Source organism: Nonomuraea sp. PA05 (assembly GCF_008086045.1).
In the GTDB taxonomy this organism is placed as follows: domain Bacteria; phylum Actinomycetota; class Actinomycetes; order Streptosporangiales; family Streptosporangiaceae; genus Nonomuraea; species Nonomuraea monospora.
On record NZ_VSEY01000040.1, the window covers coordinates 46,673 to 72,824 of the forward strand.

Below are 26,152 nucleotides of genomic sequence, written 5' to 3' on the forward strand. Positions count from 1 at the left end.
CGTCAGGAGTGCTCCGCCGCCGACGGACGGCTGCGCGGGGTGAGCCCGAGGCGCTTGAGCGCGAGGCTGTCGAGCCAGCTCAGCAGCCCGTTCAGGATGAGCGTCATCGCGATCAGGACGATCAGGCCGGCGAACTCGCTGGCCGCGTCCAGGTTCTGGGCGGCGGTGAACAGCCCGTGGCCGAGCCCCTCGGTGGAGGCGATGAACTCGGCGCCGATGACGCCGAGGATGGCGAGCGGGCCGCCGGTCTTCAGCGCGGCGAAGAACGGCGCCGCCAGCGTGGGGATCGTGACGTAGACGAGCAGGTGCAGCCGGCGACCGCCCATCACCTGGACGATCTCCACCAGCTCCCGCTCCCGCAGGCGCAGGCCCAGGTAGATGTTGTAGAACATGACGAACGCCGGCCCGATCATCGCGATGGTGATCTTCGACCAGGCGCCGATCCCGAAGAACAGCAGGAACAGCGGCGCGAGCGCGATCTTGGGGATGCCGTTGAAGGCCGCGATCAGCGGTTCGAGCACCCGGCCCGCCAGCGGGAACGAGCCCAGCACCAGCCCCAGCACGGCGCCGAGCACGACGCCCATGGAGAACCCGGCCACCACCTCGATCACCGTCGCCCTGATGTCGCTCCACCCGGACGCCGAGCCGAGCAGCTCCACCAGCGACGCGGCCACCTCGGTGGGCTTGCTGACGGCGTACTCGGGCAGGACGGGGCCGCTCAGCACCTGCCACAGGCCCAGCACGACCGCGATCACCACGACCCGCAGCGCCACCAGGGTGCCCTGGCCCTGCCACCGGTCGCTCCGCTTCCTGGCCGCGACCACGACCTCGGTCTTCTTCCTCACCGGACTTTCGGTGGCAGCCACCATGTCAAACTCCTTTCCGTCCGCGGCGGCAGGGTCATGCGCCGCCGCCGGACGGCACGTACGTGTTGGTCCAGTTGTCCGGGGTGACGGTCATCGCCTTGGGCAGCACCCCGAGCCCGTTGACGAAGTCGAGGGTCTTCTTCCACGTCGCGTCGTCCATCGCGGCGGTCGCCGGCCAGCCGGCCTGCTGGAGGCTGGCCTCCAGCACCGGGACGGGAACGCCCTTCATCTCCTTGGAGGCCAGGTTCAGCAGCTCGTCGTCGTCCAGGTGGGCGCCCATGTACACGGTGGACTCCTGAACCGCGGCCACGAACTTCTTGGCGACCTCCGGGTTCTTGTCCAGGTAGTCCTTGCGCGCCACGATCAGCTCGCCGTACCCGGCCTGCTCGCCCGACCATTCGGGCACCCGCTTGGAGTCGGCCACCACCAGGCCCTCACCGGCCTGCTCGATGGACAGCGGCGTCGGCTGGCCGGTGATGAACCAGTCGATCTGGCCGCTGTTGAGCGCCGCCTTGTTCGCGGCGGGGCTGGGCAGCGACACCCACTTGACCTTGGCCGGATCGACGCCGCGCGCCTTGAGGAAGTTGCTCGCCTGCGCCTTGGTGTTGGCCGAGCTGGCGCCGCCGATGGAGCCGTCCAGCGCCTTGGCCGCCTCCTCCACCGGGGTGGCGGCGGTCAGCTTGTGGGCGTCGGCGAACTTCTTGCTGACCACGATGCCCAGCGGGTTGCCCAGGCCGTCGGCGGCGACGGCGACCTGCGGCACCCCCTTGGCCAGGGCGGACAGGAAGCCGGTGGGGCTGGAGTTGAGGAAGTGCACCGAGCCCGACTCGAGCGCGGCGGGGCCGGTCGAGGCGTTCGTCGAGACGAACGTGACCTTGAGCCCCTGCTTGTCGAAGTACCCCTTGGCCTGCGCCACCCGCAGCGGCAGGTCGAAGATGCCCTCGCCGCTGCCGACGCTGATCGCGATCGGGCCGCTGCCGCCCTGGCCGCCGGACCCGGAGTCGCCGCACGCGGCCGTCAGCGAGGCGCCGAGGGCCAGGACGCCGGCGAGCGCGACGACCCGCAAGCGCCGACGGGTCACCGATGCGCGGCTGCCGACGAGAGCGCCGTCCGTGAGGTGGTGTCCCATGTCATCTCCTGTCACCATGCTTCTTCCTGACTGAAGAAGCGCTTCCAGAACTTGAGGCGGGCGGGATCCGCCACGGGGATCGGCCCGAAGCCGTCGCCGAGCTCCATCACCACGGCCGAGCCCGGCGAGTACGCCGGCCAGTGCGGCAGCCCCGGCCCGTTGGGGTCGCCCGTGGCGGCGAAGTTGGCCCAGTACGCGGACATGACCTCGGCGATCCGGCGATCCTCACCGGTCCATCCGGCGCCGCCCCCTGCCGCACCGTCCTCGCGGAGGCCGCCGAACTCTTCGCGGAGGTCGCCGAACTCTTCGCGGAGGTCGCCGAACTCTTCGCGGAGGTCGCCGAACTCTTCGCGGAGGTTGCCGAACACGAACTCGATCTCCGAGCCGTGCGAGGCGCGCCGCGGCTCCTGGCCCCGCACCGGCGAGGCGTGGGTCCAGTGGTAGGTGTGGACGGGCAGGCCGGCGTGCTCGCTCCAGTCCGCGGCCCACAGGAACGTGGAGACGCGGGCGTTGTCGCGCACCGCCGCGCAGTGCGCCCTGGCCGCCTCGTCGTCCGTGCTCGCCGGGTAGAGCCGCAGGAACTCCTCCGCCAGCGCGCCGAACCTGCGCCGTGCCGCCGCGGTGAAGGCGTCCAGCGTCACGTGCACCGGAGGCATGCCAGGACGCCACGTCCCCGCCCCGGCGGCGCGGTAGGCGGCGAACGTGCTCTCCGGCACCGCGCCGCCCTCGTCCAGGTTGTTGCCCGCGAGGTAGGAGACGGCGTTCTGCGTGCCCTTGGCGTAGGTGTCCGCGTAGCCCGCGGGGATCACCCAGCCGTCCACCACCGGCCTGAACAGCGGAGGCTTGGCCGCGCTGCCGGTCTGGACCGCGTCGTCCACCGCGGTGTCGCCGTCCACCAGCCGCTGCCAGGGCAGCGACCGCAGCAGGTCCGGTGCCGTGCCGCCGCGCTCCGCCGCGTACCGGGTGCCGGACCGCTCGGCGTCGGGCAGCGTCCGGTACGACGTGGCCAGGTAGCGCAGCTCGGTGTCGCGGCTGTGGCGGGCGTGGCTCTGCGCGACCGCCCGGTGGAACAGCCCCTCCGCCAGCGGCGACATGGCCAGGAAGTTCACCGCCCCGGCGCCGGCGGACTGACCGGCGATCGTCACCCGCCCCGGGTCGCCGCCGAAGCCGGCGATGTTGCGCCGCACCCAGCGCAGCACCGCCACGCAGTCGAGCAGCCCGTAGTTGCCCGAGGCCCGCTGCCCGGACTCCTCGCTCAGCTCGGGGGTGGCCAGGAAGCCGAGCGCGCCCAGCCGGTAGTTGAAGGTGACCACGACCAGGCCCTCGCGGGCCAGGTGCTCGCCGTCGTAGCGGGCCTCCGCGCCGGTGCCCACGCGGAAGCCGCCGCCGTGGATCCAGACCAGCACGGGACGCCGCTCCCCGGCGTCGGCGGCGGCCGTCCAGACGTTGAGGTACAGGCAGTCCTCGTCCATCGGCAGGCCGGTGCCGACCTCGGCGCTGGGCGCTTGCGGGCACATCGGGCCGAACGCGTCGGCCCTGCGCACCCCGGGCCAGGGCGGCGCCGGGCGCGGCGGTCTCCACCGCGCCTCGCCGACCGGGGGAGCGGCGTAGGGCACGCCACGGAAGACGGTGACCTCGTGGTCCCGCCCCGGCACGCCCTCCACCAGCCCGGATTCGGTTTCCACTGGGTGGCGCATGATTGGGGGGTCCTTTCCTGGCCGTGCGGCGAAACGGCTCGCCGCACGGGGCTGTCAGTCGGCCGCGTGCGTGGCGGCCGGGGTGACCGGGGTGACCGGGGCGACCGGGGCGTCCTGGGCGGGCGGCGCGGCGCGGTCGAGCGTGGCGGCGCTGTCGGCGATCGTCTGGAGCAGCAGCGCCCGCCGGGCGGAGGCCACGTGATGGCGCATCGCGGCCACCGCCGCGTCCGGGTTGCGGGTGACGATGGCCATGAGGATCGCCTGGTGCTCCTCCAGCGACCCGCTGCGCGGGTGTTGCGCGGACAGGTTGCGGTACTGCCGCATGACCAGCGGATACAGCAGGGTGTCGTACGCCCGCGCCAGGATCTCCTGATGCGCGGCCTCCTTCACCTGCTGGTGGAACCGGCGGTTGGCCTGCGAGTACCCGGCCTGGTCGCCGCGCCTCTTGCAGCCCTCCATCGCCGCCAGCGTGCCGCGCAGCTCGCCGATCTCCTCCTCGGTGGCCCGCTCGGCGGCCTTGCCGGCCAGCGCCGACTCCAGCACCTCACGCGCCTCCAGGATGTCGGCCGCCTCGGCGGCGGAGAAGCTGCGCGTCCGCACGCCCCGGTTGACCTCGCTGGTGACGTAACCCTCCTGGGCGAGCCGGACCAGCACGGCCCGCATGGTGCTGCGCGAGACGTTGAACCTGCTGGTCAGCTCGACCTCGGTGAGCCGCGTGCCGGGCGGCATGCCGCCCGACAGCAGCAGCGAGCGCAGCCCCTCGTACGCCTGGCTCTGCCGGGTCTGCGAGTTCCTGTCCGGTTCCACGGCGTCCACCATGAGAGTCAGCCCGTGGATCCGAGACTCGGATACAACCGGCGCGCCGTGCCCGCGAAGATCTCCTCGCGGGCGTCCGACGGCAGGCCGGCGAGCACCTCCTCGGCCAGGCGCACCAGCTCGGGCAGCGACTGCTCGGCGGCCGGGCAGTTCGAACCCCAGGCGACGCGCCCGGCGCCGAACGACTCGATCACCGGGTCGAGGAAGCCCGCCGCCTCGGCGCCGGCGTCCTGGAGCCGCTCCAGGTTGCGGTGGGTGAGCTTGAGGTGAAGGTTGCCGTGCCGGGCGAGCCTGGCCACCTCGGCGCCCGCGCCGGCGGGCGAGGCGGCGATGTCGGGGTAGCCGATGTGGTCGAGCAGCACCCGCACGCCGGGGAACCGCTCCAGCACCTCCTCAAGCTGCTTGGTGGCGGGCCCGAGGCGCATCTGCAGGCAGACGGTGACGTCCAGGTCACCCGCCTTCTCCCAGAACGCGTAGGTCTCCGGCGCCGCGAACCACTCACCCTGGACGGGCACGGTGCTGCCGCTGGTGAACAGCCGCACCCCCGCCAGGCCGCCCCCGGAGGTCGCGGCCTCCAGGGCGGCGGCGGCGTCCGGCCGCAGCGGGTCGAAGGTGCCCACCGCGACGAAGCGGCCGGGCCGCCGCGCGGCGCTGTCCACGACGTAGGAGTTGTCGTAGCCGTACGCGGTGGTGGCCTGCACCAGCACCGCCTGCGCGATGCCCGCCGCGTCCATGGCGGCGGCCATCCCGCCGGCGGTGACCGGCCTGGACTCCGCCCACTCCGACTGCTTGCCGCCGAGCGGCGCGCGCGGATATCCGGCCAGGTCATCCGAGATGACATGGCAGTGCGTGTCGATCAGGTGCACGTTCTCGTCCTCCTTCCGTACGGGACGCGTCAGGCGTCCTGGTAGTCGCCATCCGCGAACAGCTCGCGCACGTCCGCGGGGAAGCCCTCGTCCAGCAGCCCCTGATCGCGCGCGAAGCGCACCATCGCGCGCAGGCTCGGCTCGTTGACCCCGACGCCGTAGGGGATGGGGTCGCCGCCGATCTGCCGCGCCTGGCGGGCCAGCCGGGGCAGCGCCGACCAGCCGGGGTCGGCGGCCAGGTGCCGCCGCTTGCTCTCGGCCAGCGCCGCGTACAGCGCGGTGGGCAGGCCGGGGTCGCGTTCGACCAGCTCGGAGCGGATCGCGATCACCGAGTGCAGGGGATAGATGCCGGTGCGCAGGTACCAGTCCGTGGTCAGCACCTCGGCGCCGGCGAACAGCGGATAGTCCTCGCCGGCCTCCTCGGTGGTCAGCCCGGCCGCCGTCCAGTCGGCGCGGGGCGGGCCCGCCCGGCCGGTACCGGCGTTGCCGGTGAGCGCGGCGTCCAGCTCCCCTGCGCGCAGCAGCTCGCCCAGGGAACGCCCGTCGGTGACCCGCTCGACGTTGGCGGGCACGCGGCCCGCCACGTGGTCGTCGTCGTCCACCACCCAGGTGATCTTCTCGTGCGCCACGCCGTACTCCTCGGACAGCACGCCGCGCACCCACACGCCGGTGCTCACCGAGTACGCCCGCACCCCGATCCGCCGTCCCTCCAGGTCGCGCGGCACCCGGATGCCGGAGCGCGCGCCGCACCGGACGTCCTCGTGGTGGAAGCGCCGGTTCAGGAACACCGGGATCGCGGTGAGCGGCACGCCCGCCTGGCGGGCCATCAGATAGGACACCGGCGCCAGCTCGCACACGTCGAACTCCAGGTCCCTGATCATCCGCCGGTAGGCGGCGATGATCGGCCTGACCTCCACCGGCTCGACGCGGTACCCGTCCACCTCGACGTCGCCGTCCAGCAGCGCCCGTCCGTGCGGGTACTCGCCGAGGGCCACCGAGAGCTTGTCCATTGCCTGCCTTCCGATCCGAGCGTGAGATGTGTGGTGGGGGACCGGCCCCCGATCGCCGGCCATCCGGCCTCAGCCGCCCAGGCGGGACGGCGGGACGCCGAGCGCCGCGCAGGAACGGGCGACCAGCTCGTCGAAGTCCACCGGCCGGGGCAGCGCGTCCTGCTCCAGCGCGTACGCCGCCGCCTGCGTCACCGGCCCGCGCAGCGCCTCGAAACCCACCGGGTTCATGTCCACGGCACCGTTGTCGCGGGGGGTGGCGGCCAGCACGTCGCGCATCGCGTCGTACGCCGCGAGGATCGCGGCCGGGTACGCGCCCGCCGCCCGCTCACCGACGCCCACCACGTGGTTGACCGGGACGAACCCCTTGTCCTTCGACCAGGCGGCGGCGACCGTCGCGGGGTCGGGGATCGCGGTGCGGACCCGGTCGTCCGACGGCAGCTCGTTGCCCATGATCCCGAAGTCGACGCGGCCCTCCAGGAAGTCCGCCTGGAGGCGCGAGCCCTCCGGGGCGCGGCGCACCCACGACGGGTCGGCCTGGCCGTCCACGTGGCCGCCCTCGTACACGACCCAGTCGACCTCGCGCAGGTCCACGCCGAACTGCTCGCCGAGGAAGCCGCGCACCCAGACGCCCGTGGTCTGGCTCCACGAGCGGATGCCCACGGTGCGGCCCTCGACGTCGTCCACCGTCAGGTCGCCGCAGGTCACCAGCGTCTGGTGCTGGAAGCGGCCGAGCGCGGTGAGGGGGAGCAGCAGCACCGGCCGCCCGTGCGCGACGGCCTGCAGCAGCGTCACGATCGGCAGCTCGCACAGGTCCGCCGACGACTCGGCGATCATGGGGCGGGCGGCCCTGTTCACCGGGCGCACGTCCAGTCGCTCCGCCCTCGTGCCGGTCTCGCGCGCGGCCGCCCGCACGGCGTCCGCGAGGTCGTCTCGGCCCAGAACGAACTTCACTTGCTCTCCCTCGGGTGGAACCGTTCGTGGTGCCGGCGCAGCAGGTCGATGCCGTAGTCGCCGCCGTTCGGCGTGCGGACCACGGTGTGGATGTGCCGCCGCGTCGGCGTGTCGTTGTCGAACATGACGCCGGCCTGGTGCTCGAACTCGATGAGGATCACCGGGCTGTGAATCCGGTAGTAGAAGACGTCGTTCACGTCGCCGATCCAGGAGAAGTACGTCTCCCGCTCGTGCGCGAGGACCTCCTCCATCCGGACGGCGGCCTGGTCGTCGCGGGCCCTGTTCACGTACAGGCCGATCAGGTCGGTGGCGATCGCCCGCTGTGGCCCGTTCAGCTCGCCCAGGGGCAGGCCCGCGTAGTTCAGCTCGAAGTTGTCGCGGAACGCGCCGGCGAACAGGTCGGGCGGCATCTCCTCGGCGATCACCGCGCGGGCGCGCTGCTCACCGGTCAGGCTGTGGAACAGCCGCTCGCCGACGGCCTCCTCGCGGCGGAACGCGGTGGTGCCCGCGTACCTGCCGGACTCGGCGACCACCGGCTCCGCGCCGAGGAACGACGGCGTGAGCACCATCTGGTCGCCCACGAACACGCAGTTGACGCAGACGTGGTGGCCGTCGAGCTGCCAGCCCCACGGGCGGCCCTTCTCGGGCGAGCCGTAGACGCTGAACCAGTACATCCACTCGTTGAGCAGGTGCTCCTCGCCGCGCAGCTCGCCGATCGTCAGGTTGAGCCGCATCATGTCGATGACCTGCGTGTATCCGTACGCGCTGAGGCTGTCGCGGACCAGGGCGAGCGCCCTGTCGCGCTTGTCCTGGCCGAGGTCCTCCAGGCACAGCCCGTGGCGCAGGAAGTAGCGGGCGCCGTTCGCCCAGTGCCGCCAGGTCACGTCGTCCATGCCGAACCTGCCCCGCGCCAGCTCCCGCGGAGTCAGCGCGGCCAGGTAGTCCTCGGCCGTCCGCCGCACGCCGGCCACGTCCAGGCCGGTGGCGCGCAGCGGGAACAGGCCCGGCCGCACGCCGTCGGAGGTGGCGACGCCGCGGAAGGGCTCGTCGGCCGCGCGCCGCCGCCAGTCGATCTTCGCCAGCAGTTCCGGCGTGAACTCGGCCGGTCTCCGGGTGGGGGCGTGGCCCCGCTGTCGCAGTCCCGTCATCGCAAGAGGTCCGTTTCCTTCTCGATCGCGCCGACGTCGATGGGCGAGCGCACCAGCTCCTGTTCGAGGGCGTACCGGGAGGCGAGGGCCAGGCAACCGGCCAGTTCCTCGCTCCAACCTGCGGCGACCGCGCGCCCGGCGGGCGAGTCGTCGCGGTCCGCGGCGGTGGCGTCGATCGCCTCCGCCAGCGCGTGGTAGAGGGCGCGCACCGCGCCGGGGGCGGCGCGCAGCACGTCGTCACGGACGACGACCACGTGGTTGGCCGGGACGAAGCCGTGGCGCCGCACGTAGGCCAGCGCCGCCGCGCCGGCATCCTGGACCACCGGGACGAGGCCCTCGCCCTGGCCCCCGATGGCCCGGGGGCCCAGCACCGCCGCGGCGACGTCGCCGTCCCGCAGCAGGTCGGCGACCCGTCCGGCCGCCGAGCGGGTCACGTACGCAGGCTCCCGATACTGGCGCACGTGCGGCTCTTCCGTGGTGACCCAGGTGACGTCCGAGGACTCCAGGCCGTACTCCTCGCGCAGGATGCCGCGCACCCACAGGCCCGTGGTCTGGCTGTAGGCCCGCACCCCGACACGCCTGCCCGCCAGGTCGGCCGGGGCGAGCGCGGGGCCGTCCGGCAGGCGGGTGAGTGAGCCGTGGTGGGTGCCGCCGATCAGCACCACGGGGAGCAGGGTGATCGGCACGCCCGCCTCGCGGGCCTGGAGGTAGGTCGCCAGGGCCAGCTCGCAGACGTCGAACTCCAGGTCGCGGACCATCCGGGCGAACGCCGTGTGCAGCGGCTCCGACTCGGTGAACCGGCAGGTCACGCCCTCGGCCTGGATCGTTCCGTCCTTCAGGGGGCGGGTGTGCGGATAGTCGCCGAGCTGGACGGTGAGCGCCGTCATCACACGTCCTCGCCGTGCAGGAGGCGGCGGTAGGGGACGCTCATCACGCCGCGGCTGATGCGCACGTCGATCACGGTCGGGCGGGGCGCGCGCACGTACTCGGCGAGGGCGGCGCGCAGCTCGCCCGCCGTCCTGACCGTGGCCCCGCCGCCGCCCAGCGCCACCGCGACCGGGCCCAGCTCGGGCGTCGGGATCAGCGCCAGCTCCGGGTCGAGGCCGGCCGCCGCCGCCTTGTGGAACTCGGCGCCCAGCCCCTCGTCGTTCATGACGACGACCAGGATCGGGATGCCGTACCGGCAGGCCGTCTCGAACTCCGGCAGGTGCATCAGGAAGCTGGCGTCGCCCTCGACCACGAAGGCCGGCCTGTTGCCGTTGGCCACGATCGACCCGATGGTCAGCAGCGGGGCCTGGCCGATGGCGCCGAACATGCCGTAGTTCGACAGCACGTCGCGGGAGCGCTGGAAGAGCATGGTGCCGAAGTCCGTCTGGTGCCCGCTGCCCAGGACCAGGCCGATCTCGCCGGGGATCTCCTCGTCCAGGACGTGGATCACCTCGCGCGGGTCCATGCGGCCCGGCTCGCCGCGGAACTCCGCGGGCGCGACCAGCGGGGCGGTCAGCCGGTGCAGCACCTCGGCGGTGTGGTAGCCCTCGGTCCGGCCGTCCAGCGTCTGGCTCAGCCGGGTGAGGCCGGTGACCGCATCGGCCCTGATGTAGGCGTCGGCCACCGCGCCGTTGCCCATGACCAGGTGCGGAGCCGTGTCGATCTGGACGTAGCGGGCGTCGGGGAACAGGTAGCCGTGCTCGATCGTGTAGTGGTTCAGGCTGGCGCCCACCGCGATCACACAGTCGGCCTCCTGCAGCAGCTCCATCGCGACCTTGTTGCCGTACAGGCCGGCGATGCCCACGTGGTAGTCGCTGTCGCCGCACAGCCAGTTCTTGGCCTGGAGGGTGGTGGCCAGCAGGGCGCCGGTCTGCTGCTGAAGGCGCAGCACCTGCTCGCCCGCGTTCGCGCGCCGGGCGCCGCGGCCCGCGATGATGACCACGCGCTTGCTCGACCGGATGATGTCGCGGGCCTGCTCGACGGCGGCCGGGTCGGGCAGCGAGCGCACATGCGGGATGAGGGCGGTGGAGGGCACGTAGTCGTCGAGCTCCTCGCACGCCTGCTTCTGCACGTCGATCGGCGCGCTGATCATGATCGGCCGGGACTCGGTCCTGGCCAGGTAGAACGCCTTCTGCACGGCTTCCGCCGCGAGGTCGGCCCGCGACACGTGCACGAACCCGCACTCGATCGCGGCGGCGAAGCGCCGCTGGTCCAGGTACTGCACGGCGCCCTGGTCGCCCCACGGCGTCTCGCCGCAGAAGGCCACCAGCGGCGTACGCGCCCGGCTGGCCACGATCATCGACGTGGCGAGCTGCGCGACCCCGGGCCCGCTGGTCGTCGTCACGACGCCCGGCTGCCCCTTCGCCCGCGCCCACCCGTCGGCCATGCCCAGGCCGGAGCCCTCGTGCCGCACCTCGAACAGCCGCACGCCCCGCTGGGCCAGGGCGTTCATCCAGTGCATGTTGGCGTCGCCCATCATGCCGAACACGTCGCTGGTGCCCTCCGCGACGAACGCCTCGGCCAGAGCCTCGTAGACCTTCACTTCAGAGCTCCTTCAAGCCGTCCGAACACGCGCAGCGCGTTGCCGCCGTAGATCGCCTCGGTCGCCGTGCCGATGGAGTCCAGCACGTACTTGGTGTCGTCGAACCGCCGTCCGGTCTCCGGGTCCACGGCGCGGACGGCGCCGATCATCTCCGAGGCGAACAGGATGTTCCGCTGCGGGATGACGTCCAGCAGCAGCTCCATGCCGCGCCGGTGGTAGACGCAGGTGTCGAAGAAGACGTTGTTCAGCACCGCCTCCTCCAGCGGCGGCCGACCCTGGTCGATCATGAACCCGCGGTAGCGGCCCCAGTGGTACGGCACCGCCCCGCCGCCGTGCGGGATGATCAGCTTCAGGGTGGGGAAGTCGACGAACAGATCGGACATGCACAGCTGCATGAAGACCGCGGTGTCGCCGTTCAGGTAGTGGGCGCAGGTTCCCTGCAAGGCGGGGTTGCGCGACATCGCGACGTGGATCATCGCGGGCACGTCCAGCTCGACCAGCTTCTCGTAGAGCGGGTAGTAGACCCGGTCGGTCAGGGGCGGCGCCTGCCAGTGGCCGTCGGAGGGGTCGGGGTTGAGCAGGCAGCCGACGAACCCCAGCTCCTCGACACAGCGCTCCAGCTCGGCGACGCTGTTGCCGATCGAGGCGGGCAGGGCGTCGCCCGGCGACTGCGGGAGCTGGCACGCCCCGACGAACCGGCCGGGGAACAGCCCGCACACCCGGGCGATCAGGTCGTTGCTGACCCGCGACCAGTCCAGGCTGGTCCGCTCGTCGCCGTAGTGGTGGGCCATCTTGCCCGCGCCGGGGGAGAAGATCGTCACGTCGGTGCCGCGCTCGCGCTGCAGCTTGAGCTGGCCGTTCTCGATGGCGGCGCGGATCTCGTCGTCGCCGATGCTCAGCTCGCCGGGGGAGACGCGCGCCCCCGTCGACTCGAACGCCTCGATCTGCCGCTGCCGCCACCGGCCGAGCGCGGGCGGCGCGGTGGTGAAATGACCGTGACAGTCGATGATCATGAATCACTCCTGGTGAGGGTCCGGCCCAGGTCCAGGCCCGGGTACGAGCGCACCGGGGCCGACATCAGGAACCGGTAGCCGTCGTCCAGCACCTGCTTGACGTTGTCGGCGGTGACGTGCGGATGGCCGACGGCGACGCCCCGCTCGCCGCAGACGTCGAGGATGCGGCGCTTGGCCTCCATCACGAGCGGATGGTCGTACTGGCGGGGGACGCCCAGCTCCTGGCTCAGGTCGCCCTCGCCGGGCAGCACCAGGCCGATGCCGGGAACCTGGTCGAGGATGTCCGGCAGGTTCTGCACGCCACGCCGGCTCTCGATCATCAGACCGACGAGGATCTCGCCGTCCGGGTCGAGCGGCCAGACGTCGCTCCTGGCGTAGTACTCCTGGTTCGACACACCCCAGTAGCGGACCGCCGCGCCCGGGCTGTCGCCGCGCACGCCCGCGGGCTCGTAGCGGTCGGTGCCGGGCAGCCGCGGGTAGCGGCAGGCCGCCACCGCGTTGTACGCCTCCTCCACCGAGGTGACGTGCGGCCACACGATGCCGTACGCACCCAGGTCCAGCGCCTGCTTGGCATGCCACTGCGCCTTCTCGCCGCCGTTGGCCGGGATGCGCACGAGCGGCGTGACACCGGCCGCCAGGCTGTCGGACTGGAAGATCTGGCGGCGGTTCAGCAGGTACTGCAGGCTGTCGCGCAGCGCGATGACGTCCCACGGCTTGTGCTCGGCCTCGAAGATCAGGCCGTCGTAGCCGGCCGTGCTGAACTCGACGGCCACCGACGGGTCGGCGGCGGCGAAGGACGCGAAGACGTGCCGTCCCGCCGCCAGGCCGTCGATCACCCTATTGAGCCTGGGCATTGCCTGTGCCCGCCTCCTTCGACTGGTGGATGGTCATGGGCGCCGGGTCGCGCCGCTGTCTCAGGCGCGCCCACCAGGCACGCAACCGGCCGAACAGTCCAGTGGTCACCGGTGCTGCCCTGCCTGCCACGGCGGGCGCGACGACCTCATCGGCCGCATCGGCCGCGTCGGCGGTGGCCGGGGTGGCGCAGTGCTGGATGAGCCGCTCGGAGAACTCCTTGGTCATCCGCGTGACCACGGCGCCCGCCCCCGACTCGACCAGCCCGGCGAGCTTGCCGTTGATGCCGATCTCCCCGCTCACCGCCACCCGCGCCCCATCGGGCGCCTCCACCACCCGGAACGTGGCGTCCGCGGTGAACCGGGTGGCCCGCTGCCCGTCCCGCCCGCGCGCCGACAGCCGCCCCTCGAACTCGTCAGGGGCCAGCTCCAGCGTCACCCGGGCGGCGAACTTCACCCGCACCGCGCCGAACTTGACGACCAGCGTCCCGTCGAACGAGCCGTCCTCGTGGGCCGCCCCCAACTCGGCGCCGCCGATGCAGGACACGACCTGCGCCGGATCCGAGATGACCTCCCAGACCCGGGCCCGGGCGCTCGGAACGGCGATCTCTTCCGTGATCGATATCAACGCTCCAGCCCCCGCTTCACGCCGTCGCGTCCGAGGTCTGCGGCTCGGAGCTGAACAGGCTCCAGAGGTCGTTGTAGAGCTCGGCGAACTCGCGCGAGTCGACGAGCGAGCTGATCTTGCGCGGCCGTTCGAACGGGACGGGCAGCACGCGGCGGATCCGTCCGGGCCCCTCCGACATCACGACCACCTCGTCGGCCAGGTAGATGGCCTCGTTGAGGTCGTGGGTGACGAAGACGAGCGTGCCGTTCTGCTCCTCCCACAGGTTGAGCAGGTCCTGCTGGAGCCGGAGCCGGGTGATGGCGTCCAGCGGGCCGAACGGCTCGTCCATCAGCACGATCGACGGGTCGTAGATCAGCGCCCGCGCGATGGCGACGCGTTTCTGCATGCCGCCGGACAGCTCGCGCGGGAAGTGGTTCTCGAACCCGGTGAGCCCGACCACCTTGATCCAGTGGTCGATCCGCGCGTCGCGCTCCTCCTTGGGGACCTTGCGGAACTTCAGCGCCAGGCCGATGTTGGCCTTCACGCTGAGCCAGGGGAGCAGGTTGGCCTGCTGGGTGACGTACGCGGCCTCGGAGTTCACCCCGGTGACCCGCTCGCCGTCGAAGTGCACGTCCCCCTGCGTCGGGAAGAGCAGCCCCGCGGCCAGGTTCAGGATGGTGCTCTTGCCGCACCCGCTGGGCCCGATCACCGCGACGAACTTGCCGCGCCCGACCTGGAACGACACGTCCTCGATGGCGGGCCGGTGAGCTCCGGGGAACTCCAGGGTCACGTGCTCGAAACGAAGCGCGTCCGGTTGGGGGGCGAGATGGTCGTTGGACAACATGTGCCTCCTTGACCGCCGGAAGCGGCGGTAGGGAAGTTTGTGTGCGTATGTCCGGGTGGTGGCGACACCCGTGCGCACAGTCGCTGATGCGTTGGTTCGTGGTTGGTGCGTCTGGCGTTCCCACGCCGATCCGCTCGCCTGCTTCGTGACTGAAGGATTGTCCGACAAGCGATGAACGAAACGTAACAGCGGCGACTCATAACCGCAAGACTCCGCATCCTGTGAGAATACTGATTGTCCAACAATCTCTTTCGGTACTGGACGATCAGCCCCGGGCGGCCTCAGACTGTGGCACTACGTGGTTGGTGTCCGGCGCTCTCATGACCGTGTTCCTCGCGGACAGAGAGGCCATCGCACCATGTGGGACCTTGAACACCCTGAGACCGGCACCTCGCGGCCCTCCCGGAGGAGGGTGCTGGGCGCGCTGGCGGCGTCCACCGTCGCGGCGACGCTCACCGGCGCGCGCGGTGCGAGCGCCCAGACCGGCTCCCGGCCGGAGCTGCTCTACATCGGCACCTGGCGTGGCACCCAGGTGAACGGCGCCCGCTTCGACGCGGGCGACGCCACCCTGACATCGCTCGGCGTCGTCGCGCAGGTCAACTCGAGCTGGCAGGCCAAGCACCCGTCCAAGCCCGTCCTGTACGTCGGCAGCGGCGACGCCGGCGGCACCGTCTCCGCGTTCACCATCGACAGGACCAGCGGCGCGCTCGCCCTCATCGGCAAGGTGACGACGGACAGCGCGGGCACCGCGGGCGGCCTGTCGTACCTCGGCGTCGACCGGCCCTCGGGCACCGTCCTGGCGGCGAACTTCGCCGCCGGGCTGACCGCCGCCCTGCCGATCCGGCGCGACGGCGGGCTCGGCTCCCCGGCGTCCATCGTGGTCGACACCGGATCCGGCCCGCACCCGCGCCAGGCGGGCCCGCACCCGCACCACGTGGTCGTGGACCCGACCGGCAGGTACGCGCTGGTCGCCGACTTCGGCGCCGACCGCGTGTTCGCCTACCGCTTCGACCGCGCCACCCGCGTCCTGACCCCCGGCCCGGTCGCCTACGCGGTCAACCCCGGCTCCGGCCCGCGCCGCCTGTGCTTCCACCCCAACGGCCGCACCCTCTACCTGCTGAACGAGCTGACCGCCGACCTCCAGGTCCTCGGCTGGAACCCCAGGAACGGGGAGATCACGCCGGTCCAGAGCCTGTCCACCGACTCGCCCGAGTACACCGGCACCAGGAGCGGGGCCGAGATGGGCATGAGCCGCGACGGCCGCTTCGTCTACACCTCCAACCGGGGCGAGCACACGATCGTCGTGTTCGCCGCCGACCGCAGGACCGGCCGGCTCACGCTCGTCCAGCGCGTGCCCTGCGGCGGGACGTCGCCGTGGAGCTTCACCATCCACCGGAGCAACCGGTGGATGTTCGTGGCGAACCAGGTCAGCAGCACCGTCAACCTGTTCAGGCTCGACCCCCGCTCCGGCAGGCTGACCAGCACGGAGACGTCCATGGCCGTGCCGAACCCGGACTGCGTCACGTTCGCGTAGGACGCGCCGCAGGGTGATCGCTACCCTGCCAGCATGCCACTGAGTCTCCGATCATCCGGCGCGGCGGCCGTGACCGCCGCCGCGCTCGCCACCACCGCTCTCGCGCCGGCGGCGCCCGCGGCCGCCGCCGACCGCGTCTTACGGGTCTACAGCAACAACCTCGAGAACCTGGTGCGCAACAACGCCGACGGCACCTGCACCCGCGTCTCGGGCCCCGACCACCTGCGCTCCATGCTGGTCGACGACAACGGCGTGACCGGCACGTCCGGCGTGCAGGCTCCCGACCTGCTCATCGTCCAGCAGGTACGCGGCACGGGCCAGGCCACCGCCTACGCCGACCAGCTCTCCGCCAAGTTCGGCTACGCGGCAGGCACGTTCAAGGCGATCGTCGCCTGGGACGACCCCGAGCCGTGGGGCGGCAGCCACCACTGCAGCCAGCAGGACCTCGGCGACCTGAAGAAGAAGCAGACCAACGCCATCCTCTACAACACCAGGACGCTCAGCCTCGGCGACACCTCCAAGTACTGGAGCGCGGGCTGGCTCAAGCCCGGCACCGCCTACGACGGGGGCGCCGGCTGCACCCTGTACAAGCCGCCGAGCAACGACGCCGGCGCCGCCAACACCCACAAGTGGAAGCGCACCAGCGCCATCGCGGCGCGCTTCACCATCAAGGCGACGGGCACGTCCGTCTTCGCCGCCACCATGCACCTGCCCGAGCAGAACGGCGCCAGCGCCTGCGCGGGCGACGGCGACACCGGCATCGGCGGCTCGGGCATCCACGTCGGAGCCGACGCCACCAGCCTGATGAACGCCTCGGCGATCCGCGTCATCGGCGTCGACGCCAACCGCACGAACATCGCCCCCGCCACGCTCGGCGGCTTCGGCATGACCGGCTACGGGACGAAGGCGACCATGGGCGCCAAGAAGATCGACTACCTGTTCGTCAAGGGCGCCGTGCGGCCGTCGAGCGTCGGCCACACGGTGAGCGGCACCAAGTCGAACCACCTGGCGCTGTACGGGTTCATCACGTACTGAGCCCGTCAGGGGCGGCGCAGGGAGGCCAGGTAGCCGCGCAGGGTCGCCATCGTACGCTCCGAGCTCCACATCCTCAGCACCTCGGGATCGTCCGACGCCTGGAAGGCGCGGACCCGTTCGAGGGCGGGCGTGTGGAGCTGGCGCTTGGCGAAGGCGTACACGTCGGGCGGCGCCGCGCACAGCTCCTGCGCGCGCCGCAGCGCCTCCGCCACCAGCCGGTCGGGCTGCACGACCTCGTGCACCAGCCCGATCTCCACCGCCCGGCCGGCGGGCAGCCGCCCCGCTCCGAGCACCATCGTGTCCAGCGCCGGGCCGACGGCGTGCCGCATCACCTCCAGCGGAACCGTCGGGAACGGCACCCCCGCCGCCAGCTCCGTCAGCCCGATCGTGCCGCCCGACATCAGCCGCACGTCGCACGCCGCCGCCAGCACGCACCCGCCCGCCAGCGCGTGCCCGTTCACGGCGGCCACCACCGGCTTCGGATGCCCGAACAGCGCCAGCACCGCCTCGCTCAGCGCCGGCAGGAACTTCTCGACGTAACCGGGACCGCCCTCCACGATCCGCTTCAGGTCCACGCCCGCCGAGAACGCCCGGCCGCCGCCCGTCACCACCACCGCGCGGGCGTCGGCCACGGCGGCCAGCACCTCGGGAACGGCGCTCAGCAGCTCCAGGTCCAGGACGTTCACCGGGCCGTTGGCCAGGGTCAGCACGGCGATGCCGCCGTGGTCGGCTGTCTCGATCATCTTCAGGTCCTCTCCCTCGTCAGGTCACCTGGCCGCTGCTCCAGGCCCAGGCGGCGATGCCCACCCGGTTGGCGGCCCCCACCTTGCGCTGGATGTGGGCGACGTGCGTCTTCACGGTGCCCGGGCTGATGGTCAGCTCGGTCGCGATGCGGGCGTTGGTGTGCCCCTGCGCCACCAGCCGGGCGATCTCCAGCTCGCGGGTGGTGAGCGGGTCGTCCAGCGGGGGCGGGGTGCGGTGGTTCAGGGCCTTGAGCAGGCGTACGGTCACCTGCGGGCTGATCAGCGTGTCGCCCGCCATCGCCGCCCGGACGGCCTCCACCAGGAGGGCGGGGCCCGAACGTTTCAGCAGGAAGCCGCAGGCGCCGTGCCTCAGGGCCGTGTGGACGTACTCGTCCAGGTCGAACGTCGTCACGACGATCACCCGGGTCTCGGCGGCCAGGCGTCTGGTGACCTCCAGGCCGTCCACGCCGCCCGGCATGCGGATGTCCGCGAGGAGCACGTCGGGGGCCAGATGGCGGGCCAGTTCGATCGCTCGCGTGCCGTCGGACGCCTCGCCCACCACGGTCATGTCCGGCTGGGCGTTGAGGATCAGCCGGAAGCCGATCCGCACGTCCTCCTGGTCGTCGGCGAGCAGGATCCGTGTCGTCATGCCGGGATCTCCGCGACGACCTGCCAGCCACGATCGTGCGGCCCCGCCACCAGCCTGCCGCCGCGCGCCTCCAGCAGGTCGCGCAGGCCGGCCAGCCCGAAACCCCCGCCGATCCTGGTGCCCGGCGAGCTGCCGCCTCCGTCGTCCGCCACCCGCACCCGCACCACCCTGCCCTCCTCACGAACCTCCACCACCACGGCCGTGGCGCGCGGCGCGTGCCGGCGCACGTTGGTGAGCGCCTCCGTCACCACACGGTAGGCCAGGGACGACACCTCCTGCCGCGGCGCCGCCTCCACCGTCAGCTCCACCCGCACGCCCGGCGAGAACGCGTCCGCCAGCCGCGCCAGCCCCTCGATGCCCGGCCCCCGCTCACCCAGCGCGTGCACCGTATGGTCCAGCGAGGCCAGCGCCCGCTGCCCGGCGTCCTCGATGCGCCGCAGCGCGTCCGCGACCGGCTCCGGCAGCGCGCCCGCCACCACCTGCGCGGCCTGCGCCTGCACCAGCATGCCGTTGACGTCGTGGGCGACGAAGTCGTGCAGGTCGCGGGCCAGGCCCAGCCGTTGCGTGCGGGTGGCCTCCTCGACCGCGCGGCGCCGGTTGTCGTCCAGTCTGCGCAGGTAGAGCCCGATCCCGGTGGCCGCCACCGCGCCCAGGGACCAGGCCGAGCACGCGCCCAGGGCCAGTTGGGGCGGGCCCGGCCACACGGCGCGCAGCAGGATGAGCGCCACCGCCGCGCAGCTCAGGGTGGCCGAGACGGCTGCTCGGCGGGCGGGGGAGCGGCGGATGGTGCGGACGGTGAGGAGCAGGAGCACCGCCACCTCGGCCACCAGCGCCACGATGTTCACGCCCGCCAGACCGGCCAGCGGATGCGCCAGCGTGACGGCCAGCGACACCGCCCCCGCGCCCCCGGCCACCAAGGCCGCCGTCCTGCCGTCCCGTTTCACGATCGCGAGCCTAACCACGCACGGCCGCCTGTCCCACCCACACGCGATCACCGGCCATGGTCATGCGCGCCCCGCCGGTTGCGCGGCCGGCGGGCCGCCGAGCCCGCACGCCCGGCACGCGCCCCGGCGGCGCAGGTGGTAGGCGAGGGTGGCGGCGGCCAGTGCCACCCCCCACAACGGCCACAGCAGCGACGGCGCCCACGTCGCCCACATGTCCCACCCGTAGTCGTGCACCATGCGCAGCCGCCAGAACGTCAGCCCGCCCGAGAACACGATCACCGACACGACGGAGGCGGGCACGACGGCCAGCATGGGCGGCACCGGCCGGCCCGCTCTGAACCAGATCCACCGCGGGTACACCTCGCCCCAGCGCTGCGCCAGCCCGAGCGTGAGGATCGCCCCGCCCAGCCCCATCAGGCTGAGGAACAGCCCGGCCCAGCGCAGCCCCGACTCGTCCAGCCACTGCCAGAACTCCTCGGTGATCCCCAGCGGGAGGCCCGCCGCCCAGGCGAAGCGGCTGGCGTCGTACCCGGCGGGGATGGCCGCCGCGACCACCACCGCCCACACCCCCCACCGCCGCGCCGCCTGCGGCGTCGCCCACCCCGCCGCACGGCGCGGGCCCCCGCGGCCCGCCGCGCCGTGCGAGCTCCCGCCCCATCTCGCCGTACGGCGCGCGCCCCCGCTGCCCGCCGTACCGTGCGAGCCGCGCCCGCAGGCCGCGCACCGCCCCGCCGTCCGCCGCTGGTAGGCCAGCGCGGCCAGCGCCCACAGCAGCCCGCCTGCCAGCACGACGAACAGGTTGATCCGCGACCACGGCACCAGCTCAGCCATCGGCTGCCCGCCCGGCACCCCCGTGAAGAGGAACACCACCAGCAGCGGCGCGTAAGCCACCACCATCAGCACCCGGTTGTCCGGGACGACCACGGTGAGAACGGCCGCCGCCACCCACGAGAACCCGAGCAGCACCGGCCGCCCCCACCGCACCCCCCGCGCGCTCGCCACCCCCGCGACGCCCCCCAGCAGACCGAGCACGGCGATCAGCGGCGCCGCCACCTCCCCGCTCGCGTCCCCCAGCACCGACAGCCCCGGCTCCCAGTCGGGGTCGCTCCTGCCGAAGGGGAACCCGGCGCCGCCGAGCGCCCAGAACAGCCCGAGCGCCCCGTAACCGAGCGACCACCCGGCCGCCGCGTACCCGGCCCACCGGGGCCAGGACGCCATGATTCTTCTCATGGCTCAAGCCTGGAGCGGCCCGGCGACGGCGCCCATCCGCCGTTCGGCAGATCTCGCCCTGGACGACCGGCCGCGACCCCGCCGAAGGGCGGACTACAGGCCGGCGAGGAAGTCCTCGGCGATGGCCCAGGCGCGCCCGGCCGCCCCGGCGTCGTAGTCGGCCAGGTCCGGGTCGGTGAACAGGTGGCCCACGCCGGGGTAGCGGAAGACCTCCACGTCGGCCCGCGCCCGGCGCATGCCCAGGTACCAGCTGTTCAGCCAGTCCGCGGGCTCGTAGGTGTCGGGGTCGGCGACGTGCAGCTGGACGGGCAGGTCGTCGGCGGAGACGCCGTCGGCCATGTCGGACGTGCCGTGCATGAGCAGCAGGCCCAGGGACCGTTCGTCGCCCAGGGCCAGGTTCTGCGCGATGGCCGCGCCGAGCGAGAAACCCGCGTAGACTAGGCGCTCGTCGGACAGCGGGGCCGCGGCGGCCACGGCCCGCTTCAGCAGCTCGTCCCGGCCGATCTCGTCCTTGATCGCGATCCCCTCCTCGGGGGTGTCCACGACCCGGCCGTCGTACAGGTCGGGGACGTGCACCTCGTGACCGGCCGCCCGCAGCCTGTCGGCCGCCTGGTGGACGGCGGGACGCAGGCCGTACATCGAGTGCAAGAGCAGAACACGTGCCATGCGCGCAGCTTAGCCAGTGAGGTCACGCGGGGGTGCAGGCCGGGGCCGGGGCGCTGTTGGCGCCGTTCCAGGAGCCGAGGAAGCCGAACGTGGTGGCGGCGCCCGCGGCGAGACTGCCGTTGTAGCTCATGTTGCGGGCCGTCACGGCGGCTCCGCTGCCGGTGACGGTGGCGTTCCAGGCGTTGGTGACGGTCTGGCCGTCGGCGTAGGTCCACGTCACCGTCCAGCCTCTGATCGCCGAGCTGCCGGCGGTCACCTTGACCTCGCCCTGGAAGCCGCCGCCCCACTGGCCGGTCACCTTGTAGGTGGCGGAGCAGCCGCCCGGCTGCGGGGTGGGGGAGACGGTCGGGGTGGGGCTGGTGGTTCCGCCGCCGCCGTAGACGGCGGCTTCCTTGGAGGTGGCCTTGATGCCGTTGACGCCGTTGAAGATGCGCTGGCCCCAGGTGGTGAGCTGGTTCGGGTCGAAGCCGACCGTCATGTCCAGGATCGGGTCGGTGTTGCCGCTCCACGACCAGGCGAGGTAGCCGAGCCCGCGCGTACGGGCCTCCGCCACGATCGTCTCGTCGTCCACCTCGCCGGAGTTGAAGCGCCAGCCGAACTCGCCGATGACCAGCGGCCAGCCGTTGGCCTGGAACCGGTCGAGGTAGGAGGTGATGGCGGCGGCGGTGTTGAAGACGCTGTACATGTGGATCGACAGCACGGTGTTGCGCCGGCTGTCGGCGTCCAGGATCGTCTGGGCGTTGTCGCGCATGACGTACTGCCAGTCCTGGCCCCAGTTGGGGGCGTCGGCCATGAGCAGGTGCTCGAAGCCGTTGGCGCGCAGCTTCCTGATCGCGCCGGCGGTGGCGTCGATCCACTGGCTCGCGTTGACGTTGCCGATGGGCTCGTTGCCGAGGTTGATGACGACGTAGCTCTCCTCGCCGGTCAGGACGCTCTTCTGGCTGATCCAGTAGTCGGCGGCCTCGTCGAGGGAGGCGGCGGCGCCCTCCTCGCCGTACCCGGTGGTGTCGTGCACCTCCAGGACGCAGATCAGCCGGTTCTGCTTGCACAGCGAGATCACGCTGGCGACGTCGCCTGACGGGCCCCACCGCTTGCCGGTGCCCAGCACCACGCGCACCGTGTTGGCGCCGAGCGCCTTGATGTCGGCGAAGGAGCGGGTCTGGCCGGTGTACCAGACGTGGGGGTGGTTGACGCCCCGCATGATGAGCTCCTGGCCGCCCGCTTCGAGGATCTTCGTCCCGCTGACGTGCAGGCCGGTGGCCGCCGACGACGGCTGGACGGACACCAGGACGGCCGCGACGGCCGCGAGCAGGGCGGCGGCGAGAGCGAGGAACGGTCTTCTCATGACCTGCCTACCTCCGTGGTCTAAGCGGCCTGAAGGCTACAAAGGCGGCGGGGAAAGTGACGTTGTTAACGCTCACAGCGTCCTGCCCTCCAGCAGGCGAGAGCGGCCTTCACCTGCGGAGACCCGGCTCGACGGGGTCTGGAAGTTTCATGGGTGCGGCTGCGCGCAGGGGTCGCGGTAGGGGACGCCGCCCAGGTGCCGGGACCACTCCCGCTCGGACAGCGTCCGCCCCGCGTTCTCGCACACGAGCGCCGCCACCGCGTCGCCGCCGACGGGGATCGTCGTGACGGTCCGGTAGCCGCGCACCCCGGCGTACAGCAGGCTGTCGTCGGCGCTGAAGCGCAGCTCGTCGCCGAACCCGATCGGCACGGCGGCCACCTCCTGCCGGGTGGCGACGTCCCAGACGTGCACGAAGTACTCCTCCTGCCGCGTGCTGCTGACGGCGGCGACGAGCGCGCCGTCGGAGCTGAAGGCGATGTCGGAGACCGCGGTGGCGCCCGCCGGGCGCAGCAGCGGCGACAGCTCGGTGCCCTCCGCGTGGTCCCAGAGCTGCACGGCGGACGAGCCGAACGCGACCAGCGGCTCGGTGCGGGCGGCGGCGATGGCGACGCTCTCCCCGCTGTTGAAGCCGGATCCGGTGAGCTGCCCGGTGTCCAGGTCCAGCATCCTGCCGGCAGTGGTCACCACGGCGTCGCCGGAGTGCACCACGGCCAGGTCGCCGGTGCCCGTGTCGAGGTGGTGCCGCTTGAGCACCTTGCCGGTGGCGGCGTCCAGCACGAGCAGCTCGTTGCGGGCGTCGCGCTGGCTGGTCTCGGCCAGCGAGAGCACCAGCCTGGCGCCGTCCGGGGTGAACGCCGTGGCGACCACGCTCTGCATCGCCGGGACCGGCCAGGTCCACGACGTCCGCCCGGTGGCGACGTCCCACGCCCGCATGGTCCTGGTGTCGTCCGTCACCCCCACCAGCCGCCTGCCCTGCGGATCGACCTCGTGGGCGGCCGACTCCGCCGAGTCCGGCAGGGGCGCGCCGAGCCGGTGGCCGTCCCACACGCGCAGCCGGTCGTCCGGCTCGGCCGCGACCAGCACAGGGCCGTCGCCGAGGCTGATCAGCCTGGCGCGGCCGGGGAGCGTGCCCGCCAGGCCGCGCGAGCCGGTGCCGAGCGTGACGGTCGAGTTGCCGAGCAGGTACCGCACGGAGCCGCCGCCCTCGATCCAGGCCTGCTCCGGCTCGCCCTCCGCGTGGTAGGTGAACAGCTCGTCGCCGCTGCTCGCGTTCCACACCCGGATCGTGTTCTGGTACAGGCCCAGCAGCCGCGTCCCGTCCGCCGACGCCCACAGGCGGGCGCCGGTCTCGAACACGTCCCAGAACGGCTCGTCGCCGTCGGGGATCCGGCGGCCGGTGCGCGTGTTCCAGGCCTTGACGTCGCCGTTCGCGCAGTACATGCGGGAGCTGTCGGGGGAGAACGCGATCGCGTGGCACGTCTTCGGCGACCACGACACCACCGACAGGTCGGACAGGCGGATGACCTTCATCCCCTCGTTCAGCCCCATGCCCGCGACGAACTCGCCGGACGCCGAGATGGCCGGCGACACGCCCGCCTCCATGTCCGGCCGGAAGGCGCGGCCCGTCCTGACGTTCCAGAGCAGCTCCACCGAGCCCATCCGGGTCACGCTCACCAGGTCCTCGTTGTCGCCGAACGCCAGGTCGGGGCGCGGCGTGCCCTCGGCCACCGCCTGCTCGCGCAGCTTCCTGCCGGTCATCGTGTCCCAGGCGGACATGGTGTTCTCGCTGAGCACGACCAGGGTCGCGCCGCTCGGGCTGAGCGCCGCCGTCCCCGGCAGCGCGGCGAACCCGGCCGGCCACTTCCAGTACGCGCGCTGCCGCCTGGCGGTCACGTCGTAGACGCGCACCCCGTCATCGCCGGCCACGGCCCTGATCCGGCCGGAGACGGCCGAGGCCGCCGCCGTCACGCCCTTGATGGCGGGGTCGCGAAAGGCCGCGCGCTCCGGCATGGTCAGCGAGCCCATCAGGCTCCGCCGCGTGTCGGGGCCCGGCGCGAGCCGCCAGCCGGTCACGCTGAGCAGCATCGCCGCGACCGGATCGGTGGTGCGCAGCCGGTCCGCCTCGGCCGCGACCTGGCGGCCGACGGCCAGGTCGCGCTGCTGGGCGACGGCCTCGCTCTGCTCGGAGGCGCGCCGGGCCTGGACGAAGGCCACCCCAGCGGCCACCACCGAGACCACCAGCAGCCCGGCCAGCGCCACCGTGACCGTGCGCCGCCGCCTGGTGCGCCTGCGGGTCAGGGCGGTCGCCGCGTGCAGGAAGGAGCGCTCCGCGCCGGTCAGCCGGACGTGCGTGCGTCCCGCCGCGGCCCAGGTGAGCACCTGCTCCAGGCGGCTGCCCTGCAGCAGGTCGCCGTCCTTGCGGCCGTGCTCGATCCAGTGGCGGGTGGCGGCCGAGAGCTGGGCGAGCGTGGCCAGGCCCGCGCGGTCGGCGTCCACCCACAGGCGCAGCCGCAGCCAGGCGCGCAGCAGCGCGGGGCGCGACAGCGCGACCGCGCCGTCCCGCCGGGTCAGCAGGTAGGCGAAGCGCTCCAGGATGCGCTGGATCTCGGGACGGCCGTCGGTCAGCTCCTCGACGGCCGCCCAGCGGACCGTCTCGTGCCCGTCCTCGGTGACGGTCACCAGGCGCAGGAACACCTCGGCCGCCAGGTCGCGCTCCTCGGCCGGGAGGGAGGCGTAGACGTCCTCGGCGATGGCGCCCAGCTCCGGGTCGGCCGTCTGCGGCACGTACATGCCCGCGGCGGACCGGCTGCCCGCCGCCAGCAGCCCGCGCACGTCGCCGCCGTCGCCCGACACCAGCGCCAGCAGCAGGTCACGCGCGGACGGGCGGGCGGCGGGGTCCTTCTCCAGCGCCGCGGCGGCGAGCGTGGCCAGCCGGTCCGGCAGCATGCTCAGGTCGGGCTGCGCCGACAGCACCCGGTGCATGACGCCGCCCAGGTTGTCGGCGCGGAACGGGTCCTCGCCCGTCGCCGCGAACACCAGCACCGCGCCCCACGCGAACACGTCCGCCGCGGTGCCCGCCCGCTGCCCGGTGAACACCTCGGGCGCCATGTAGCTGGGCGTGCCCGCCACCTCTCCGGTCGCGGTCAGCGACATGTCGGTGGTCCGCGCGATGCCGAAGTCGATCACCCGTGGCCCGTCGGGGCCGAGCAGGACGTTGTCCGGCTTCAGGTCGCGGTGGATCACGCCCGCGTCGTGGATGGCGGTCAGCGCCGTCGCCACGGCCGTCGCGAGCCTGTGCAGGTCGTCGCCGGTGAACCTGCGCCCGCCCTGTACGGCCCTGCGCAGGCTCTGCCCCGGCACGAACTCGCTGACGATGTACGGCGCGTCCCCGCCCAGCTCGACGTCCAGCACCTTGGTCGTGCAGAACGACGCCACCCGGCGCGCCGCCTCCGCCTCCTTCGCGAAACGATCACGCGCCTCGGCGCGCAGCACCTTCACGGCGACGCGGGTCCCCGCCGCGTCGTAGGCCTCGTAGACGACGCCCTGGCCGCCCGCGCCCAGCCGGCCTGCCAGCCAGTAACCGCCGATACGAGGCGGGTCGCCCGCCAGCAATGGATCCACGGCGGGTTAGACGCCGCCCGTCCGGCGGAGGTTCTCCTCATGATCAACGGCTGTCAC

The 26,152-nt window shown here is 72.8% G+C and carries 23 protein-coding genes; 2 read left to right on the forward strand and 21 right to left on the reverse strand.

From position 1 onward, the window contains the following. Window positions 1-2 precede the first annotated feature (2 nt). The 14 genes from FXF51_RS45605 to FXF51_RS45670 form a co-directional block, all read right to left on the reverse strand. Complete coding sequence (locus FXF51_RS45605; protein WP_148441051.1) at window positions 3-869, reverse strand: ABC transporter permease; 867 nt, start codon at window positions 867-869, stop codon at window positions 3-5. Window positions 870-900: 31 nt separating this feature from the next. Further along, the gene (locus FXF51_RS45610) at window positions 901-1,995 is read right to left on the reverse strand and encodes an ABC transporter substrate-binding protein (protein WP_148441052.1); all 1,095 of its coding nucleotides are present in this window, start codon (window positions 1,993-1,995) and stop codon (window positions 901-903) included. Between the two features lie 11 nt (window positions 1,996-2,006). Beyond that, the gene (locus FXF51_RS45615; protein WP_148441053.1) at window positions 2,007-3,692 is read right to left on the reverse strand and encodes a carboxylesterase/lipase family protein; all 1,686 of its coding nucleotides are present in this window, start codon (window positions 3,690-3,692) and stop codon (window positions 2,007-2,009) included. Window positions 3,693-3,746: 54 nt separating this feature from the next. Further along, window positions 3,747-4,499, reverse strand: a complete 753-nt coding sequence (locus FXF51_RS45620; RefSeq protein ID WP_222871767.1) for a GntR family transcriptional regulator — start codon at window positions 4,497-4,499, stop codon at window positions 3,747-3,749. Between the two features lie 17 nt (window positions 4,500-4,516). After that, window positions 4,517-5,374 carry an amidohydrolase family protein gene (locus FXF51_RS45625; RefSeq protein ID WP_148441055.1) on the reverse strand — a complete coding sequence of 286 codons (858 nt, stop codon included), beginning with the start codon at window positions 5,372-5,374 and terminating at the stop codon, window positions 4,517-4,519. Between the two features lie 29 nt (window positions 5,375-5,403). Beyond that, the gene (locus tag FXF51_RS45630; protein WP_148441056.1) at window positions 5,404-6,384 is read right to left on the reverse strand and encodes an ABC transporter substrate-binding protein; all 981 of its coding nucleotides are present in this window, start codon (window positions 6,382-6,384) and stop codon (window positions 5,404-5,406) included. Window positions 6,385-6,453: 69 nt separating this feature from the next. Then, window positions 6,454-7,335, reverse strand: a complete 882-nt coding sequence (locus FXF51_RS45635; protein WP_148441057.1) for a hypothetical protein — start codon at window positions 7,333-7,335, stop codon at window positions 6,454-6,456. Continuing rightward, on the reverse strand, window positions 7,332-8,483 hold the full coding sequence (locus FXF51_RS45640) for a DUF3500 domain-containing protein (protein WP_148441058.1): 1,152 nt from the start codon (window positions 8,481-8,483) through the stop codon (window positions 7,332-7,334). Before FXF51_RS45640 ends, FXF51_RS45635 begins: the two co-directional genes overlap by 4 nt. Further along, complete coding sequence (locus tag FXF51_RS45645; protein ID WP_148441059.1) at window positions 8,480-9,370, reverse strand: hypothetical protein; 891 nt, start codon at window positions 9,368-9,370, stop codon at window positions 8,480-8,482. Before FXF51_RS45645 ends, FXF51_RS45640 begins: the two co-directional genes overlap by 4 nt. Then, a complete protein-coding gene (locus tag FXF51_RS45650; protein WP_148441060.1) occupies window positions 9,370-11,013 on the reverse strand; it encodes a thiamine pyrophosphate-binding protein in 1,644 nt (547 codons plus the stop codon). The genes FXF51_RS45645 and FXF51_RS45650 overlap by 1 nt, the downstream gene beginning before the upstream one ends. Beyond that, window positions 11,010-12,026: an amidohydrolase family protein gene (locus FXF51_RS45655; RefSeq protein ID WP_148441061.1), complete on the reverse strand. Its 1,017-nt coding sequence runs from the start codon at window positions 12,024-12,026 to the stop codon at window positions 11,010-11,012. Before FXF51_RS45655 ends, FXF51_RS45650 begins: the two co-directional genes overlap by 4 nt. After that, on the reverse strand, window positions 12,023-12,880 hold the full coding sequence (locus tag FXF51_RS45660; protein WP_148441062.1) for an HpcH/HpaI aldolase family protein: 858 nt from the start codon (window positions 12,878-12,880) through the stop codon (window positions 12,023-12,025). The genes FXF51_RS45655 and FXF51_RS45660 overlap by 4 nt, the downstream gene beginning before the upstream one ends. Beyond that, window positions 12,864-13,505 carry a CoxG family protein gene (locus FXF51_RS45665; RefSeq protein WP_148441063.1) on the reverse strand — a complete coding sequence of 214 codons (642 nt, stop codon included), beginning with the start codon at window positions 13,503-13,505 and terminating at the stop codon, window positions 12,864-12,866. The genes FXF51_RS45660 and FXF51_RS45665 overlap by 17 nt, the downstream gene beginning before the upstream one ends. A gap of 16 nt (window positions 13,506-13,521) precedes the next feature. Next, complete coding sequence (locus FXF51_RS45670; RefSeq protein ID WP_148441064.1) at window positions 13,522-14,328, reverse strand: ABC transporter ATP-binding protein; 807 nt, start codon at window positions 14,326-14,328, stop codon at window positions 13,522-13,524. A 358-nt stretch (window positions 14,329-14,686) separates the two neighbouring features. Between FXF51_RS45670 and FXF51_RS45675 the strand changes: the two genes are divergently transcribed. Together FXF51_RS45675 and FXF51_RS45680 are read left to right on the forward strand one after the other, a co-directional pair. Then, window positions 14,687-15,862, forward strand: coding sequence for a lactonase family protein (locus FXF51_RS45675; RefSeq protein ID WP_222871768.1), 1,176 nt, complete (start codon window positions 14,687-14,689; stop codon window positions 15,860-15,862). Window positions 15,863-15,895: 33 nt separating this feature from the next. Then, window positions 15,896-16,897, forward strand: a complete 1,002-nt coding sequence (locus FXF51_RS45680; protein ID WP_148441065.1) for a hypothetical protein — start codon at window positions 15,896-15,898, stop codon at window positions 16,895-16,897. A gap of 5 nt (window positions 16,898-16,902) precedes the next feature. On the opposite strand, the gene FXF51_RS45685 is transcribed toward FXF51_RS45680, so the two are convergent. The 7 genes from FXF51_RS45685 to FXF51_RS45715 all read right to left on the reverse strand — a co-directional run bounded on the left by FXF51_RS45685 (window position 16,903) and on the right by FXF51_RS45715 (window position 26,095). Further along, on the reverse strand, window positions 16,903-17,640 hold the full coding sequence (locus tag FXF51_RS45685) for an enoyl-CoA hydratase/isomerase family protein (protein WP_148441066.1): 738 nt from the start codon (window positions 17,638-17,640) through the stop codon (window positions 16,903-16,905). Between the two features lie 19 nt (window positions 17,641-17,659). Beyond that, complete coding sequence (locus tag FXF51_RS45690; protein WP_148441067.1) at window positions 17,660-18,289, reverse strand: response regulator; 630 nt, start codon at window positions 18,287-18,289, stop codon at window positions 17,660-17,662. Continuing rightward, window positions 18,286-19,233: a sensor histidine kinase gene (locus FXF51_RS45695; RefSeq protein WP_148441068.1), complete on the reverse strand. Its 948-nt coding sequence runs from the start codon at window positions 19,231-19,233 to the stop codon at window positions 18,286-18,288. Before FXF51_RS45695 ends, FXF51_RS45690 begins: the two co-directional genes overlap by 4 nt. 60 nt (window positions 19,234-19,293) lie before the next feature. Further along, entirely contained in the window at window positions 19,294-20,463 is a 1,170-nt protein-coding gene (locus tag FXF51_RS45700; RefSeq protein WP_148441069.1) for an NYN domain-containing protein, read from the reverse strand. Between the two features lie 93 nt (window positions 20,464-20,556). After that, on the reverse strand, window positions 20,557-21,129 hold the full coding sequence (locus FXF51_RS45705; protein WP_148441070.1) for a dienelactone hydrolase family protein: 573 nt from the start codon (window positions 21,127-21,129) through the stop codon (window positions 20,557-20,559). Between the two features lie 22 nt (window positions 21,130-21,151). Next, entirely contained in the window at window positions 21,152-22,474 is a 1,323-nt protein-coding gene (locus FXF51_RS45710) for a cellulase family glycosylhydrolase (protein ID WP_148441071.1), read from the reverse strand. Window positions 22,475-22,621: 147 nt separating this feature from the next. Next, window positions 22,622-26,095 carry a WD40 repeat domain-containing serine/threonine protein kinase gene (locus FXF51_RS45715; protein WP_148441072.1) on the reverse strand — a complete coding sequence of 1,158 codons (3,474 nt, stop codon included), beginning with the start codon at window positions 26,093-26,095 and terminating at the stop codon, window positions 22,622-22,624. Window positions 26,096-26,152: the final 57 nt, after the last annotated feature.